15 protein-coding genes are annotated in these 17,610 nt (G+C 60.2%); 1 reads left to right on the top strand and 14 read right to left on the bottom strand.

Annotated features, from left to right (window positions below; genetic code table 11):
- Positions 1–61: 61 nt before the first annotated feature.
- The 12 genes from AAE029_RS16370 to AAE029_RS16315 all read right to left on the bottom strand — a co-directional run bounded on the left by AAE029_RS16370 (position 62) and on the right by AAE029_RS16315 (position 14,418).
- Positions 62–3,031, bottom strand: coding sequence for a bifunctional [glutamine synthetase] adenylyltransferase/[glutamine synthetase]-adenylyl-L-tyrosine phosphorylase (locus AAE029_RS16370; RefSeq protein ID WP_371073927.1), 2,970 nt, complete (start codon positions 3,029–3,031; stop codon positions 62–64).
- 255 nt (positions 3,032–3,286) lie between these two features.
- Positions 3,287–4,690, bottom strand: coding sequence for a sensor histidine kinase (locus AAE029_RS16365; protein ID WP_371073926.1), 1,404 nt, complete (start codon positions 4,688–4,690; stop codon positions 3,287–3,289).
- A complete protein-coding gene (locus AAE029_RS16360) occupies positions 4,687–5,445 on the bottom strand; it encodes a response regulator transcription factor (RefSeq protein ID WP_371073925.1) in 759 nt (252 codons plus the stop codon). Before AAE029_RS16360 ends, AAE029_RS16365 begins: the two co-directional genes overlap by 4 nt.
- Positions 5,446–5,636: 191 nt before the next feature.
- Complete coding sequence (locus AAE029_RS16355; protein ID WP_371073924.1) at positions 5,637–7,193, bottom strand: Do family serine endopeptidase; 1,557 nt, start codon at positions 7,191–7,193, stop codon at positions 5,637–5,639.
- 149 nt (positions 7,194–7,342) lie between these two features.
- A complete protein-coding gene (locus AAE029_RS16350; protein ID WP_371073923.1) occupies positions 7,343–7,798 on the bottom strand; it encodes a cytochrome c-type biogenesis protein CcmH in 456 nt (151 codons plus the stop codon).
- Complete coding sequence (locus AAE029_RS16345; RefSeq protein WP_371073922.1) at positions 7,795–9,783, bottom strand: heme lyase CcmF/NrfE family subunit; 1,989 nt, start codon at positions 9,781–9,783, stop codon at positions 7,795–7,797. Before AAE029_RS16345 ends, AAE029_RS16350 begins: the two co-directional genes overlap by 4 nt.
- A complete protein-coding gene (ccmE, locus tag AAE029_RS16340) occupies positions 9,780–10,229 on the bottom strand; it encodes a cytochrome c maturation protein CcmE (protein ID WP_371073921.1) in 450 nt (149 codons plus the stop codon). Before ccmE ends, AAE029_RS16345 begins: the two co-directional genes overlap by 4 nt.
- The gene (gene ccmI / locus AAE029_RS16335; protein ID WP_371073920.1) at positions 10,226–11,365 is read right to left on the bottom strand and encodes a c-type cytochrome biogenesis protein CcmI; all 1,140 of its coding nucleotides are present in this window, start codon (positions 11,363–11,365) and stop codon (positions 10,226–10,228) included. The genes ccmE and ccmI overlap by 4 nt, the downstream gene beginning before the upstream one ends.
- A gap of 154 nt (positions 11,366–11,519) precedes the next feature.
- Entirely contained in the window at positions 11,520–11,948 is a 429-nt protein-coding gene (locus AAE029_RS16330) for a hypothetical protein (RefSeq protein WP_371073919.1), read from the bottom strand.
- Between the two features lie 107 nt (positions 11,949–12,055).
- Entirely contained in the window at positions 12,056–13,456 is a 1,401-nt protein-coding gene (locus tag AAE029_RS16325; RefSeq protein ID WP_371073918.1) for an ATP-binding protein, read from the bottom strand.
- The gene (locus AAE029_RS16320; RefSeq protein WP_371073917.1) at positions 13,446–14,117 is read right to left on the bottom strand and encodes a response regulator transcription factor; all 672 of its coding nucleotides are present in this window, start codon (positions 14,115–14,117) and stop codon (positions 13,446–13,448) included. Before AAE029_RS16320 ends, AAE029_RS16325 begins: the two co-directional genes overlap by 11 nt.
- 55 nt (positions 14,118–14,172) lie before the next feature.
- Positions 14,173–14,418, bottom strand: coding sequence for a hypothetical protein (locus AAE029_RS16315; protein ID WP_371073916.1), 246 nt, complete (start codon positions 14,416–14,418; stop codon positions 14,173–14,175).
- A 358-nt stretch (positions 14,419–14,776) separates the two neighbouring features.
- On the opposite strand from AAE029_RS16315, the gene AAE029_RS16310 reads away from it, so the two are divergent.
- A complete protein-coding gene (locus AAE029_RS16310; protein WP_371074157.1) occupies positions 14,777–15,997 on the top strand; it encodes an MFS transporter in 1,221 nt (406 codons plus the stop codon).
- A 111-nt stretch (positions 15,998–16,108) separates the two neighbouring features.
- Here the strand turns inward: AAE029_RS16310 and AAE029_RS16305 are convergent, their stop codons facing one another.
- Together AAE029_RS16305 and AAE029_RS16300 are read right to left on the bottom strand one after the other, a co-directional pair.
- Positions 16,109–16,414 (bottom strand): Dabb family protein, encoded by a 306-nt coding sequence (locus AAE029_RS16305; RefSeq protein WP_371074156.1) that lies wholly within the window; start codon positions 16,412–16,414, stop codon positions 16,109–16,111.
- A gap of 62 nt (positions 16,415–16,476) precedes the next feature.
- Entirely contained in the window at positions 16,477–17,133 is a 657-nt protein-coding gene (locus AAE029_RS16300) for a hypothetical protein (protein ID WP_371073915.1), read from the bottom strand.
- Between the last annotated feature and the right edge of the window lie 477 nt (positions 17,134–17,610).

Genomic DNA, 17,610 nt, shown 5'->3' with positions numbered 1-17,610 from the left:
TAGGCACGGCAACTGGCGATCCAGCATGTGTACGAACATCGCCCTCAGCAAGCAGGATCCGTCAATGTAGATTTGAGGCATTGACGGTCGTCTGGAATATTTTGCGCACAGCCTTTGAAAGACGCTTCACCTCTGCCTCCAGGGTTCTGATATCCGGGCATTCCCCGGCTCCGCAGACCAGTTCCACCAGGCCCGCCGGCGCCTCCTTCGGATCGAAGCGGCCTTCGATGCAGAGGCGGATGAACTGCGACAGCTCGGTATAGAGCCGCAGGGCCTCCAGGCAAAGATCGAGATCATTTCCGTCCATCAGCTGCGAGCCCAGGCTCTTTAGAGTCTCGAGCGTGCTCAAACCATTGGTCGTGACAAGGACATCACGGGTCGGAGCGATCAGTGCGAGAAACTGGGCGATGAATTCGATATCGATCAAGCCACCGGGAATGAGCTTCAGATCCCATATATCGGCAGGCGGCTTTTCCTTCTCGATGAGGTCGCGCATCTCGGTGACATCATGCGCGATCTTTGCGGCGTCCCGTTTCGCCGCGAGAACCTCGCCAATGATACCGGCGGCTTCCGCCTGCAGACCAGAATCGCCGCAGATGAGCCGCGAACGGCTGAGCGCCATATGTTCCCAGGTCCATGCCTCTTCGCGCTGATACTTTGCGAAGGCTTTAATGCGGGTTGCGACCGGCCCCTTGTTGCCGGAGGGCCGCAAACGCATGTCGACTTCGTAGAGCACGCCTTCGGCCGTCGGAGCCGAAAGCGCGGAGATCAGCCGCTGAGTGACGCGCGTGAAATACCGGGGCGCATCGAGTGGCTTTGGCCCCACCGATTCGGCAACCGTATCCTGATAGTCATAGAGCAAGATGAGATCGATATCGGAACCTGCAGTCAGTTCGAAGCTTGCCAGCTTGCCCATGCCAAGGACCGCAACGCGCCCCCCGGGATAGTCGCCATGTGCCGCGCGGATTTCCTTCAGTACCGCGTCCAGCGCCGCCTCGACGATAAGATCGGCGAGATGGGTAAAGGCGCGCGCCGCCATGCCGCCGTTTATCGCGTCTGTCAGCAGGCGGATGCCAATCAGAAAGCGCTGCTCCGAAGCGAAGATCCGCAGGCGGTCAAGCACTTCCTCATAGTGGCGGGCAGACGCGAGAAAGACTTTAAGCCGCTCGGCCAGATATTCCCGCGTCGGAAGCTCCGCCATCAATGCCGGATCAAGCATGCCGTCGAAGACATGCGGCTTGGCGGCGATGACATCGGCAAGGCGCGGCGCTGACGACATGATGTTGACAACCAGCGAAAGCAGCGCCGGATTGTTGCCAAGCAGGGAAAAAAGCTGGATTCCGGCGGGCAGGCCGGAGATGAAATTGTCGAACCGCAGAATCGCCTCGTCCGCGCGCGCGCTTTCTCCGAAAACACGCAGGAGTTCGGGCGTCAATTCCGTCAGCCGCTCGCGCGCCTCGACCGACTGAGTCGCACGGTAGCGGCCGTAATGCCAGGTACGGATGACGTGGGCAACCGCGGAGGGTCTGCTGAAGCCAAGCTTTTTCAGCGTCTTCAGGGTGTCCGGATCATCGCCCTGCCCCGTGAAGACGAGATTGCCGGCTTCCGTGGAAAGCTTCGCCTCCTGCTCGAACAGACGCGCATAGCGACGTTCGACTGTCTTCAGTATTGAAACCAGTTTCTCGGAAAAGCTCGACGTATCGGCAAAGCCCAACATGAAAGCGATCCGCTTCAGGTCCGCCTCGCTCTCCGGCAACAGATGGGTCTGCTCGTCGCGAACCATCTGGATGCGATGCTCGACATCACGCAGGAACCAATAAGCTGCGGTCAATTCGTCACGCGTTTGCGCATCGATCCACTTCGCCTTTGTGAGTTCGTCGAGCGTCTCCTCGGTCGGGCGTGAGCGCAGAGCCGGCATTCGACCGCCAGCAATCAGCTGCTGCGTCTGGACGAAGAATTCGATTTCGCGGATGCCGCCGCGCCCGAGCTTGACATTATGGCCCTTGACGGCGATTTCGCCGTGCCCCTTGTGGACATGGATCTGCCGTTTGATCGAGTGAATATCGGCAATTGCCGCATAATCCAGATATTTGCGAAAGACGAAGGGTACGAGATCGTTCAGGAATGCGGCACCAGCCTCGAGATCGCCGCCAACCGGTCGTGCCTTGATGAAGGCCGCCCGCTCCCAGTTCTGTCCCCGGCCCTCGTAATAGATCATCGCCGCATCGATAGGGATGGCGAGCGGCGTCGATCCTGGGTCCGGGCGAAGCCTGAGGTCGGTGCGGAAGACATAGCCGTCCGCCGTGCGCTCCTGCAGAATGCGCACCAGGCGGCGCATGAGGCGCGGGAAAATGTCGATCGCATCGGCCGGATCCGGTACGATGCCCGCCGCCTCATCGAAAAAGACAACAAGGTCGATATCGGAAGAATAATTCAGTTCTTCGGCCCCGAGCTTGCCCATGCCGAGAACGATCAAGCCTGAACTTTCGCTTGGTTTTGCCGGATCCCGGAGCTTCAGCTTCCCGCTCTCATGACCAGAAAGCAGCAGGTAATCCACGGCAGCAGAAACCGCCGCGTCGGCCAGCTTGCTCAGCGAGCGTGTGGAGGCCCGGGCATCGAAGATGCGAGAAAGGTCGGCGAGCGCCACCAGAAAAGCGACCCTGCGTTTGACGATTCGCAGGCGGCTCATCACCTCGCTCTCCGAAGGCGACGCCTGCCCGTCCTGCGCCTGCCATGCCCGCCTTGCCTCGAGGACGAGACGCTCGATCTGCGGTTCCAGCGGCTCGTCGATCGCCGCCGCCATAATCGCGGGGTCGACACGGGCGATCTCTCTCAGATGCGGCGAAAGCGTGAAGGCGGCGATGATGAAGTCCTTGAGCGGTCCTTCACCGTCGAGCAGGCCGGCAACGGCCGGCTGCTCGCGGCCGATCTCCCTCAAATCGGATAGAGCCGACTTCAGTTCCGTCTGGTTGAGAGGACGAAGCAGATCCGGCTTCACATCCTTCAGGCTGGGATTGAACGTTCCTGTCATGCGGCACTCCTCCGCCTGATAAAGCGGCACTTACAGCGCCGTGCGTCTTGCCAGGACGCACAAAGGTCGCCGTAACGCTTTGAATTGCTGCATGGTCCTATCCTTGAATCGGTTCCGATTTAAGGAACCATGCAGTGATTTGGCAGCCGAACCCTCCGACGATTCGGCACCTTATCGCTAAACTAGGCACAGGAAGCGCCTGGGCCAAGACAGGAGACGAAGGATAGGCGGAACAGGCACAGTCAGGGCCGCCGATTACCCTTTCTGAACAGGAAAAATCATGTCGACGGTGAGGCCGCGGCCGCATTCGGCATCAGTCTGCGAAAGTGTCAAGCGGCCGCCATGCAATTCCATGACCGCCTCGACAAGCGACAGGCCGAGACCGGTGCCAGGCTTACTGCGGCTTTCGTCCAGCCGATAGAAACGCTTGATCACGTCCTCATGCTTTTCAGGTGGAATGCCAGGACCATGATCGGCAACCGAAAGACAGATGCCCTCCGGCCGTCGTGACAATGTCAGCGCGACCTCCGCCTTGTCGGGATTGTCGGACGAATATTTGATGGCATTGTCGATGAGATTGAAGATCGCCTGCCCAATCAGTTCCCGATTGCCCTGTATTTCGATCGCCGGCTCGATTTTGGCGACCAGCGCCAGTCCCGCCTCTTCGGCGAGCGGTTCGTAGAGCTCGACACTATCGGCAACGATGGCGGAAAGATCGACGGGGGACATTTCCGCAGCGACCGAACCTGCCTCGACGCGCGAAATCATCAGCAGCGCGTTGAAGGTGCGAATAAGCTGATCGGATTCGGCGATGATACCTTCAAGCGACGCGCGGCGCCCTTCGGCGTCCTCGACATTCAGAGCGTCGGCGGCCTTGTTTCTGAGCCGTGTCAACGGCGTCTTCAGGTCATGCGCTATGTTGTCGGAAACCTGTCGCAGGCCTTCGTTGAGCTTTTCGATCCGCTCCAGCATCGCGTTCAACGAAGCAGACATCCGGTCGAACTCGTCGCCTGAGCCGCCGACGGGCAGACGCTGGGCGAGGTCGCCCGCCATGATCTTCTTGCTTGCATCGGACATGCGATCGATACGTTTCAAGGCATTGCGGCCAATACCGTACCAGATCACGACGGCGCCGACGCCCATGATGGCGAGCGCAATCATCAGAGCCTGACGGACGAGCGCACGGAACCGCTCCGGATCGCCGAGGTCGCGGCCGACGAGAATGCGCAGGCCGTTGTCGAGCATGAAGACATTGGCGATCGCCCTGTGGCGTCGTTCAACCCCGGAGTCCGTGTAGCGCTGATAGGTAAAGGGAGAGGATGTCCAGCCTGTCTCGGCAAAGACACCCGGTTGGACCGAAGCGACGTTTCCGGCCAGCAGATCGCCCGAGGGACCGGCGATCACATAAAGATTGGCGCCTGGCTGGCGCGCGCGCCGTTCCATCGTCCGCAACAGGAGATTCATCCCGCCGGTGTCATAGGCGCGCTTGACCTGATCGACTTCCTGCTGAACGGCCTCGCGAATCTGTCCGCTGAGCAACCGCTCCGACATTGCCGTCACATAGAAGACGAGGGTGGCCGCGCATAGAGCAAACAGCAGAATATAAAGGGCCGAGAGGCGGACTGCGGTTGATTTGAAGAGAACCCTAAAGCGGCTCATCCCTCGTCCTTGATCATGTACCCGGCGCCCCGGATCGTCTTCAGCAGCGGCTGGCTGAAGTCCTTCTCGATCTTGGAACGCAAGCGGGAGACATGCACGTCAATGACATTGGTCTGCGGATCGAAGTGATAGTCCCAGACATTTTCGAGGAGCATGGTGCGGGTCACGACCTGACCTGCATTCTTCATCAGATATTCGAGAAGCCGGAACTCGCGCGGCTGCAGGGGAATTTCCTTGCCACCACGACGCACCTCATGGGAAAGGCGGTCGAGCTCGAGATCGCCGACACGGTAGATGACATCCTGCTCCGGCGTACCCTTGCGCCGGCCAAGCACCTCGACACGCGCAAGAAGCTCGCTGAACGCATAGGGCTTCGGCAGATAATCGTCACCGCCAGCACGAAGACCCGTTACCCGGTCGTCCACCTGGCCAAGCGCCGACAGGATCAGCACAGGGGTGTGAACGCCCTTGCGACGCAATTCACTGATAACGGAAAGGCCGTCGCGGCGTGGCAACATTCGGTCGATGACAATAACGTCATAGGCGTTCTCGCTGCCCATGAAGAGACCGCTCTCGCCATCACCAGCGTGATCGGCGACAATGCCCGCCTCGCGGAACGCCTTGGTCAGGTAAGCGGCTGCTTCCAGATCGTCTTCGATTATAAGAATCTTCATGTGCGAAACATTAGCGCCGGGTCGTGCATTGGCACAACCGGAATCGGCAGCACTCGTAGCATCGTGACCAGTGCCCGTCATGTTTTTCATCCTTGAATCGACAACGACTGGAGCCGCGCAAGCCGTCGGCCTGCGCGGCTTCCTAAAGGGGGTGATTCAGGTCGTATCGACCTGAAATCTGAATCCCTCTCTCCATCAAAAAGTTAGAGCGGGATGTCGCCCGAAGACGGCGCCGCTTTTCGGCATCCCGCTCTATGTCATTCGACTAGAAATCAGCCCTGGCTGATCGGAAGAGCGACGAAGCGGCTGCCATTCTCCGACTGAATCTGGAAGAGAGCGCGGGTGCGGCCATCCTTCTTCGCCTGATTCAGAACCTTGACGACGTCATCGGCGCTGGAAACCTCCTGATTGTTGACGGAGGTAATCTTTTCGCCTTCCTTCAGGCCCTTGTCCGCAGCATCGGAGTCCGGGTCGATCGAGGTGATTGCCAGGCCCTTGCCGTCTTCGGCCGGAGAAACCTTGATGCCGAGATCGGCGAGCGCCTTTTCGGACGCCGGCTGCTGGGGCTCAGCCTGCTGCTGATCGTCGTCGGTGGATGCCTGCTCCTGATCGGCCGGCAGGGTGCCGAGATCAACGGTCACGGACTGCGCCTTGCCGTCGCGCCACAGCGAGACTTCTACCTTCGCACCTGGCTGCATCGCGCCGATACGGCGGGCCAGATCACGCGGATCCTTGACGGTCTCGCCATTGACCGCGGTCACGACGTCGCCATTCCGGATGCCGGCCTTCTGGCCCGGCGAACCTTCCTGCGGCGAGACAACAAGCGCGCCGCTCGGCTCGGAAAGACCAAGCGATTCCGCGATATCCTTCGTCACCGGCTGGATCTGTACGCCAAGCCAGCCGCGGGATACGGTGCCGTCCTTCATCAGGTCCGCAACGACGTCCTTGGCGGTCGACGCGGGAATTGCGAAGGCGATACCGACGCTGCCGCCCGAGGGCGAGAAGATCGCGGTATTGATGCCGACGACCTGACCGTTGAGGTTGAAGGTCGGACCGCCCGAATTGCCGCGGTTCACCGCAGCATCGACCTGCAGGTAATCGTCATAGGGACCGGAGCCAATATCGCGGCCGCGAGCCGAAACGATACCCGCGGTCACCGTACCACCGAGGCCGAAGGGGTTGCCGACGGCGACGACCCAGTCACCGACACGAACGGCGTTGTCATCGGCCCAATTGACATAAGTGAACTTGCGGCCCTTGGGATCGACTTTCAAAACGGCGAGGTCGGTGCGCGGATCCTTGCCGACGAGCTTGGCATCCAGCTCAGTACCGTCATTCGTGACGACCACGAAGGCCGCGCCGTCAGATACGACGTGATTGTTCGTGACGATGTAACCGTCCTCCGAAATGAAAAAGCCCGAGCCCTGGGCCACCGGACGCAGGCGCCCCTTTCCGTCCGGAGTGTTCGGCCGCGCCTGCGGACCCCGCTGGCCCGGTTGACCACCGAATTCGCGGAAGAAGCGCTTCAGCGGATGATCATCTGGCAAATCGTCGAAGCCACGGCCATTGAAATCGAAGGAGAAACCATCATTGTCCGCGACCGGCTTGACGCGGGATTCGACGCGAACTGAAACGACGGCCGGGGAAACCGCATCGACGACGTTAGCGAAGCTTGGAACCTGCGGTGCCTGAACCTTGACGGCCTCCGCATAGGACCGGCTGACTTCGGCCGGAAGGCCGGTGGCAAGAACTGCCGCGGCAAGGCCGGCGACCGCCGACACCTTCAGCACGGTGCCTCCGGAGAGACGATCCTTTAAATTCTTCAGCATATTCATTCCTCTTTTCTTCTGACTGTCGAGCCGACCATCGGCGATCAGTTGATGGGGAAGATATAGGACGCCGGAGGTTACAACGAACTGTCTAGCGAATGAAAATTTCGTAATGTAGGCAAATCCGTTGGGAACGCGCGGTATAGGGCCTATTTGCTCAGGACTTCATCCAGACGCGCCTGCTCCTCCGGCGTCAACCGGCTGCCCGTCGGCTTGTCCCTGCGACGGCGGATGAAGGCGATGACCGCGATGCCGGCGGCGGCGATCAGAACGATGGGCGTCCCCCATAGGAGAGCCGTTTCGGCAGTGAGGCGCGGTTTCAGAAGCACGAATTCGCCGTAACGGGAAACGATGTAGTCGAGGACCTGCTGGTCGCTGTCGCCGTCGGTGATACGCTGGCGAACCAGAAGCCGCAGATCGCGGGCAAGCTCGGCGTTGGAATCGTCGATCGACTGGTTCTGACACACCATGCAGCGAAGTTCAGCCGAAAGGGCGCGCGCGCGGGCTTCCAGCTTAGGATCAGCCAACATCTCATCCGGATTGACCGCCATCGCCGGAACGGCAGCCAGCAAAACGGAAAGGACGAGAAGCAGACGCCTCATCATTCCGCAGGCTCCACCACCGGTCGCGCCACTCTGGCACGACGGCTCGGCGCTCCGACACGAAGTCGGCGATCACTGAGCGAGACGAAGCCGCCGATCATCATAATGACCGCGCCACCCCAGATGCAGAGGATATAGGGCTTCCACCAGATGCGCACGACCATGCCGCCATCGCTCATCGCGTCGCCGAGCGAAACATAAAGCTGGCTGAGGCCGAACGTCAAAATACCCGCTTCCGTCGTCGGCATGCGTCCCACCGTGTAGATCCGCTTGGCCGACCAGACATCGGCGACCGTGACGCCGCCGCGGCTGACGGTAAAATGGCCGCGGTCCTCGGTGTAGTTGGGACCGGCAGCAGGCTTCATGCCATCGAAATGCAGCGTGTAGCCGCCTGCATCCGCCGTCATGCCGGGTTTCATCTCCATCACGGTCTCGGTCTGGAAGGTCGTGACCGCCACGATCCCGAGCACGGTGACCCCGAAGCCCGCATGTGCCACCGCGGTGCCGAAGGCCGAGCGCGGCAAGCCTTTAAGGCGACGCCATGCGACATCGCCCGTCACCTTTCCAATCCCGGCACGGTACCAGAGGTCGGCAACCGCACCGAAGATGATGAACAGCCCTGCCGCAAGACCGGCGATCGCCAGAATCGGGCCGCCATGCTCGATATAGAAGAGGGCGACGGCAACAACAAAAGCCAGGGCGGCGGCCACATAAAGCCTCTGCAGCGCACCCAGCAGATCGCCGCGCTTCCAGGCGAGCAGCGGCCCGAAGGGGATGGCGATCAGTATCGGCGCCATCAGAAGCCCGAAGGTCATGTTGAAGAAAGGAGGGCCGACCGAAATCTTGTCGCCCGTCAGCGTCTCAAGCAGCAGCGGATAGAGCGTGCCTGTCAGCACGGTACCGCAGGCGACCGTCAGGATCAGGTTGTTGAGCACCAGCGCCCCTTCACGAGAGATTGGGGCAAACAGTCCGCCAGCGTTCAGCAGCGGCGCGCGGAACGCAAAGAGTGACAGCGCACCACCGATGAAGACCAGCAGGATGCAGAGAATGAAGACCCCACGGCTCGGATCGCTGGCGAAGGCGTGCACCGAGGTCAGGACACCGGAACGCACGAGGAAGGTGCCGAGCAGCGACAGCGAGAAGGTCAGGATCGCCAGCAGCACGGTCCAGATTTTCAGCGCCTCGCGCTTTTCCATGACGAGTGCTGAGTGCAGGAGCGCCGTTCCCGCAAGCCAGGGCATGAAGGAGGCGTTCTCGACCGGATCCCAGAACCACCAGCCGCCCCAACCGAGCTCGTAATAGGCCCAGTAGGAACCCATCGCGATACCGGCCGTCAGGAAGGTCCAGGCGGCAAGCGTCCAAGGTCGCACCCAACGCGCCCAAGCCGCATCGATCCGACCCTCCATCAGCGCCGCGACCGCGAAGGAGAAGCTGATCGAGAAGCCGACGTAGCCAAGATAGAGGAGCGGCGGATGGATCGCGAGACCAAGATCCTGCAGCACTGGATTGAGGTCCTTGCCCTCGGCGGGGGCGGGATCAAGCCGCGTGAAAGGATTCGACGTCAGCAGGATGAAGAGGATGAAGGCGACCGAAATCCAAGCCTGAACGGACAGAACATTCGCCCTCAGCGTATCCGGGAGATTACGTCCGAAGAGAGCAACGAGTGCGCTGAACAGCGTCAGGATGAGGAGCCAGAGCATCATCGATCCTTCGTGATTGCCCCAGACCCCGGAGAATTTATAGATTAGCGGTACAAGCGAATGCGAATTCTGCCAGACATTCTCGACGGAGAAGTCGGAAACCACATGCGCATAGGTAAGAACGCCGAAGGAAAAGGCGACGAGCGCAAACATGACGAGCGAGCCCGTGAGCGCGACATCCATCATCGATTGATCCCGTCGCCGCGCGCCGATGACCGGAAGCACGGAAACGATGATCGCCGTGGCGAGCGCGAGTACGAGTGCGTAATGTCCGACCTCGATGATCATCGCGTCCCCTGCCCCTCGTTCCAGAGTCCCTGCGCCTTCAGCCGATCGGCCACTTCCTTCGGCATGTATTTCTCGTCGTGCTTGGCAAGAACGGTGTCGGCAATGAAAAGCGCACCACCTGGTGCGAATTTGCCCTCGGTGACGACTCCCTGCCCTTCACGGAACAGATCCGGCAGGATGCCGGTGTACTCGACCTTCACGGAACCGCTGCTGTCGGTCACGGCGAACTCCACGGTCGAGCCGTTGCCGCGCACAAGGCTACCCTCGCCGACGAGACCGCCGAGGCGGATGCGGGTATCCGGAGCCACCGGCGTCTTTGCCAGATCCGCCGGCATGTAGAAATAGGCGACCGATTGGCTGAAAGCGAACATGACGAGCAGCACCGCAGCGATGATGAAGCTCATGCCACCCGCGATCACGGCAAGGCGTTTCTGCTTGCGGGTCATTGCTGGCTGTTCTCCATCGAAATACCCAATTCCTGCGCCAGCGCCAGCAGCTGCTTGCCTCTAGTCCCGTCGGCCGGGAAGGCGGCAAGGCCGCGCTTCAGCGCATCGGCAGCCCGATCCTTGTCGTTCAGAACAGCATAGGAGCGAACAAGCTGCATCCAGCCCTCGAAATTATCGGGATTCTGCGTCAGTTTGGCGTCCAGGTTCTCGACCATGCCGCGGATCATCTGCTGCCGGTCGCCGGTTGTCATGTTCTCGGCGGCCGCGACGTCCGCATCTGTCGGCCCTGCGGGCGCCTGCGCGTTCGCCTCGGCGGCGGGGGCGCCACCGTTGCGGGCAATGTGCTGATTGACGAGCGGCAGCCACGGCGCATCGACAGGCGACTGTTTCGCCAGATTTTCGAAGGCCGCACGCGCCGCTTCAGCCTTACCGTCCTGCTCCAGTGCCAGGGCGAGATAGAAGCGCGCGCGAGGATTGTTCGGCTCAAGCTTCAGCGACTGCTCCAGGGCGGCGCGCGCATCCGCGGTGACGACGCCGTCGCTCGCGGCCATCAGCGTTTCGGCAAGACCATTGAGGCGTGCCGGGGTCGGACCCAGCAGGCGGATGGCATTGCGATAGGCAGTTTCGGCGTCGCCCAAGCGCATGGTCCTGAAATAGATTGGTGCGAGAATCTCCCAGCCCTGGCCGTCATCCGGATTTTGCGCGAGATGCCGCTCGGCCTTGGCAACGAGAATTCCCATGTCGTTGCCTGGATTTTCCAGGCGCGCCTGCAATGGCTGCGACGGCAGGCCCGGACTGCCGGTTGTCAAGTAAAGACAGAGGCCGATAACGGGCAAGACCACGATGACGAAGGCTTCTGTCAGGTGGTAATGCCGTGCCGTCGGGGCTTTGCTCGGAGGCTCGCTGTTTGCGGCAGCCAGCAGCCTGCGGCCGATTTCAGCACGCGCATATTCCGTCTCTTCCTCAGAAATCAGGCCATCCGCCAGATCGCGATCCAGCTCTCGCAGCTGGTCGCGGTAGACGGCAGCTTCACCCGCGCGGTCCTGCTCCGCCGCCTTTGCTCCGCGCAGAAGGGGGTAAAGCAGCACGGCAGCGACACCCGCCGTCAATACAGCCACGAGAATCCAGAACAACATAGACGCCAATTACTTTAAGCAGGCCCTCATTCCAACAGTTAAACCTGCTATGACGAAGATTTGAGGCGTTTGGCCGCAATCCCTGCCGCAATCCGCAACGCAATGAACGAACGCAATTCGGCTCGCCAGCACTGAAATTGCGCGCAAAGCAGGATCAGGTCAGCGGCGACCAGCTTCCATCATTGTTGCGACAGGCAGCCCCGCGCGCCACCGTTTCCTTGCCGTTTGCGGTTACCGTATGGGTGTATTGACGGCAATTCTGGGAGCCGACCTGATAGGGTGCCGCGGCGATCACCTTACCGCTGACGCCACGTCCGCTCCAGGTAACCGGCTGTCCGCCGGGTGCACCCTCCAGCGCGCCATACTCGGCCTCGAGCGCCCGCTGGCGATCGCTATTGCTAAGCTCGACGCCGCTACGGCTGATGATACCACCCTGCAGCGCACTGATATAGGGTGTCGAGGCTGAAGCCCTGCCCCCGGAAAAGAGTCCCCTTGGAGCGGAAACTTTGCTCGTCATACAGGACGTAAGTGCAGCGGTGGCGAGAAGGCAAGAAGCAATCAGACATGAGGTATGAATCTTCATTCAATCGAACCTGAAAGTAACGCTGTCAATTTATAGCCGCTGCCGGCTGCGGTCTTCGAATGTCATCATCGGGACGAGGCTATCCCTTTGTGACATCAAGCAGTTCTTCACGCAACATCCTTTGTCACCCCAGGCAGGATCAGGCTCGCCTTGAGCCCGCCCCACGTCCCACGGGAAAGCTCGAGCCTGCCCTGATATTCATTGGTGATTTCGCTGACGATCGAAAGGCCGAGACCGGTCCCGGGCTTGCTTTCGTCGAGCCTGCGACCGCGTTTCAGCGCCTCTCGGATCTGGTCAGGCTCAAGCCCAGGGCCATCGTCCTCCACGACCAGCTCGATCCAGTGGCGGCGAGCCGCATCGACCCCCTTGGTATTTTCCGGTGCTTCGCTGGCGGCCACCCTTACCTTGCTACCGGCAAATCGCGCCGCATTCTCCAGAAGGTTGCCAACGGTTTCCTCGAGATCCTGCTGCTCCATCGCAACCGCGAGATTGTTTGGAGAGACAGAAAGTTCGAATTCCTTGTCGACGTTCAGCCGCCGCATCACACGGACAAGCCTTTCAAGCGCGGGTTCAGCATCCGTGCGCGCGAACACTGATTCTCTTTGCGCGGCGATACGTGCACGGTTCAGATAAGACTGCACCTGCCCCTGCATCGCTTCCGCCTGGTTGCGCACCAGATCGCCGTGCGACTTCTCCAGCACGCGGGACTCGTTGAGGAGCACGGCGATCGGTGTCTTCAAGGAATGGGCGAGATTGCCGACCTGCATGCGCGCACGCTCAACGATACGCCGGTTGCTCTCGATGAGTGCGTTGACCTCGTTGGCGAGCGGCAGGATTTCGCGTGGAAATTCGCCCTGCAACTTCTCGCTCTCGCCAGCACGTATCCGCTCCAGGGCCCGGCGCGCTTTGTCGAGCGGCTTCAAGCCATAGAGAGTCGCAAGCGCGTTGACGATGAGACTGCCCACGCCGAAGCCGGCAAGCGCCAGATAGAGACTATGGGAGAACGCGCGGACGTCGTCCTCGACGACGGCGATATTGCCAGTAACCCGGAAGCGGGCGGCACGTCCGTCGGTATCAAGGACGACTTCAGTCTCGGCAACCTGTACGCGATTACCGAACGAATCGGTCACGGCGTAGAAGCGCTCGTAATTCTTGTCGAAGGGCGCTTCGAGAACAGATGGGACGGGTACATTGGCAGCGCCGAGGGAGGGAGAAACCAAGGGCGCCGCAGTGTAGGTGCCGAGCGGCTCCACGACCCAGTACCAGCCGGTCTTCGGCTGCGCAAATCTCAGATCGCCGAGCTGAGGGCTGCCTGCCAGCGCACCCTGATCGCCGATCGTTACGGAATTGATGACGTTATAGAGCTGGGCACGCAGCAAATCCTGGAAACTGCGCTCGGCACCCTTGCGGTAGAGGGTCGAAATCACCAGCCCGATTACAACCAGAGCGACGGTCGACCAGACCGTGGTCAGAAGCAAGACACGGGCGGTAAGCGACTTAATTAGCATTGGTCGGCGCTTGGATACGATAGCCAAGTCCACGCACCGTTTCGATAATATCGACACCCATCTTCTTGCGAAGACGCCCGACGAATACCTCGATCGTATTGGAATCACGATCGAAATCCTGATCATACATATGCTCGACCAACTCGGAACGGGAAACCACCTCCCCCATGTGATGCATGAGATAGGCAAGCAGACGATATTCGTGCGAGGTGAGTTTGAGCGTCTTTCCGTTGACCATCGCCTTCGAACTCTTCGTGTCGAGGCGGACAGGCCCGCAGACGATTTCAGAGGAAGCATGGCCGGCCGCCCGGCGGATCAGCGCCCGGATGCGCGCCAGCACTTCCTCGACGTGGAACGGCTTGGTGACATAATCGTCGGCGCCGGCATCGATACCGGCGACCTTGTCGCTCCAACGATCTCGCGCCGTCAGGATGAGGACCGGCATGACCCGGCCGGCTCCGCGCCATTTCTCAAGGACCGTGACTCCGTCCATTTCCGGCAAGCCGATGTCGAGGATAATGGCATCGTAAGGTTCGGTATCGCCAAGAAAATGGCCTTCCTCCCCATCGAAGGCCTGATCGACGACATAGCCGGCCTCCTTCAGTGTCTCGCTGAGTTGGCGGTTCAGATTGAGGTCATCTTCGACTACAAGAATACGCATCTGTGCGCTCTATCCCCGTTCATGGTGTTCCATCGGCCGAGAGGCCCAGTCCCTTTTACATAGGAACCCTTACGGTCACTTTACGCGGCCGTTGGCCGTTGCCCTGGACAAGAACGGTAATGATGCATGAATCGCCCGAGGGTTGCGCGGAAAGAAGCTGGCCTCCCGTCTGAGCCACCACCTGAGCCGCGGCTGCGCTGCAATCGCCCGCTACCCGCACGACGAACGTCTGCGAGTCCGGTGACGGAGCGGAGACCGCCAGGAAGGCGGACAGTGCTGCGACACTCAAGGGAGATGCCATGTGCTATGCTTTCACAACGATAATTCTTGCCGGAATATTTACCCAAAGCAGCCTGAATGGCAAATGAATGGGCTGTAATTTTATTCCCGCCGAGCGTGCGACGAGGCTGTTGTCGCCTGTCGGATATCGAACGCCGCGACCGGAATACAGGGATCAAAAACGGCGGGATTTCGGCTTTCCCGGTCCTCATCGCAGTTGGCTTTCTCCGCCGCTCGGTCTTGCGTCGCGCTTCTTGCTCTTGCCCTGAGTGTGCGCCGGAAAATTCCGCTCGCTGTTGCCCTATTGCTTTCGCCGAATGGTTGAAGGTACGATGTCCATCGCCCGCCTTCCTCTCGTTTCCGACCCTATTTCAGCGCCGATGCCAAAGTCCTTTTCCTTGCGCTCGGCGCAGACGGTCACAGTTCTTGCCGTAACCCAACTCATTGGCTGGGGAACGACCTTCGACATGCTTGGAGTGATGGGACGTGTCATCGCGCCCGATCTCGGTCTGCCGAACGAAGTTATCTTCTCCGCCCTGACCATCATGATGCTCGTCAGCGCCTTCGCAGGTCCCGTGACCGGCCGCTGGCTCGCTCACTATGGTGCCGCACGAGTACTTGCCGCCGCCTCAGTCATTTTCGCAATCGGCCTGTTGTTACTTGCCGCAGCCGGTGGTGTCGTTCTCTATGTCCTGGCGTGGATCGCGATGGGCGTCGGCGGCGCGCTTGGCCTTTCAGCGCCGGCCTATACCGCCATGATCGAGCGCGAGGGACTCAACGGCAAGCGCACGATCACGATCCTAATGCTTTTCACCGGTCTGTCGGCCACGATCTTCTGGCCCATCCTCAGCGCTCTCAACGGAGCTTTCGGTTGGCGCATGACATTCATCATCGGTGCCGCATTGCAGCTCTTCATCTGGTTGCCGCTACACCTCTTTGCCTTGCCTAAACCGGTCGCGAGCCACACCACGGGGCCAGCCGCGGACACCCCGCCGGTGGCGCTCTCGCCAGAAGCGCGTCGTCTCGCCTTTCTGCTGATTGCGGCGGCCACCGCAATTTCGAGCTTCGTCACCTTTGGCCTCTCGCCATCGCTGCTCGAAGTCTTTCGTCAGGCGGGTGCCTCACCGGCACTCGCACTACAGCTCGGCTCGGCCCGGGGCGTCATCGGCGTTTCGGCACGCTTCCTCGATATGCTCCTTGGCAAGCGCGGCAATCCGATCCTGAGCGCCATAATGGGTATCGGCCTCATGCTCACCAGTTTCCTACTTCTGATCGCGGTGGGATCAACCACGACGCTGCTTGTCGGCTTCATCCTGCTCTATGGTTTCGGCTCCGGCGTCATGACTGTTGCACGCGCGCTGATGCCACTCGCCCTGTTTTCCGCCCGTGAATATGGTTTACAGTCGGCCCGCCTCTCCACGCCCCAGAACATCGCCAATGCGATCGCCCCCGTCATCTTCACAGCGATCCTCGATCGCGCGGGCAGCGGGGCCGTCGTCATCACCTGCGCCACACTCACCACGCTCTCGTTGGCGTTCATCGTCATGCTGAGCGTGCTGGTGCGGCGGGCGCGGTCGTCCGAACAGCAGTTCGCAATCTAAAGCAATTCCAGGAAAAGTGCGAAGCCGTTTGCCGTCCAAAAGGGTTAGCTGAAAATTCCGGGTGGCCTTCCCACATAGCGATGGCATGTGTAGAAATGCAAAAACACGCGATTAAATCGCCTGCCTCGCGGCTGTCTCCGTGTCGTAATCCGCCGCGATCCGCATTTCCCGCAGCGGCCGTACAAGAGCAATGGAACGTTCGTAGTTCGGGTGAGCCTTATAGGCGGCAAGCGCGGCCTCGTCATCGAATTCCCCATAGACCACAAGATCCACGTCTGTGCCAAGCTGGTCTGTCTTGACGTTCGTGCCGATCTCCAACAAGCGCGCATGCGGAATCTCAGTCAAGATCGAAAGCCCCGCCCTTACGGCCTGGAGATGGTCTCTCGGTGCGCTGAAGAAAACGATGTGACGGATCACCCGTGTCCCCTCTCGGTTCGTGCTGCCGGACCGGGCCGCGATAGCACGCATGGTAATCCCCTTCAACCCACCCGCCGAGGCCCGCCCGGACGGGCGTTTTCAGCATATCTGATCGCCGAATGAAGCGTCAGGCCGTAGCCTGCGATCTGCTCCGCACGGTCCGTGCCATTGACAATGCGGCGCGCATTTACCCAATCCTGCCTGTCGTCGCCGAAGAAATCGGCGAGCTTGTAGCCGGTGAAACTTCCCAGTCGCATTCCCTCCATCAGTATCGTCACGGCGGTATCCATCTCCATAGCCCGATCAGGATCGGCCACCAGATCGATACCCGTCACCGCGCTCATTGCCTTGTAGTTGCGTTTGTGCGTGAGTTGCACGAGGCCACGCCCCAGCCAGCTCTTGCCCTCCTCGTCCTTGCGCCAATAGGGCGTTCTCACCCAGGAGAGCCTGCCATTTGCAAAGGCGCTCTCAAGGATCTCGATCGCCTTGTCATCCTCTGTCGCAAGCGTCTCGCGCACCGGCTGCATCGTATGGGCCGTCTCGTGAAATACAGTCGCCAGCATGTAGGCCAACCAACGATCATCGTCGCGCCATGGCCATCTCTCCCAAGCATGGAGCAGCGCGGCAATCCCTTCCACCTGCTCTCCCGTTAGGCTGCCTTGGAAGAGAGTTTCGCCAACGGTATCGAAAAGGAATTGCCGATCGACGCGCACCACCATTTCACCTCAAGCCCATGAGATTTTTCTTTGGATACTAATCGTTTAAAATTAACTAAATCGTTTAAATAGTTTAACCGCCTGATTTACAATTCCTTTACGATATGAAACGTTCCGCCTGCTTCAAATTTTCGTCGCCATAGAGCCGGATGATTTCAGGTCATCGACCTGAAATCTGAATCCGCCTCTAAATCAAAAAGCTGGAGCGGGATGTCGCCCGAAAACCGCGCATACTTTTCGGCATCCCGCTCTGGCGTTTGAGTGAGAGAGGATCGTATGCAGACCCCGACTATCCCCCAGCACGTTTTGGATCGTATGGAAAACGAATGGCGCCAAGTGGCGCCCGCACCGCTTCAGGCGCCGCGTCCAACCCCTCCGCAGCCCCAGCCTCAGCCCCAGAGACAGTAATCGGGCGTGTTCAGCCCCGCCGTTACTTCCTTCCAAAGGCGCTGTCAGCGCGAAACCACAGCCTTTGAAGCC

The sequence above is a fragment of the Sinorhizobium sp. CB7 genome (genome assembly GCF_041357635.1).
GTDB lineage: Bacteria > Pseudomonadota > Alphaproteobacteria > Rhizobiales > Rhizobiaceae > Rhizobium.
The sequence above is the reverse complement of the archived record's forward strand: the minus strand, read 5'-3'. Positions and strand labels throughout refer to the sequence as shown.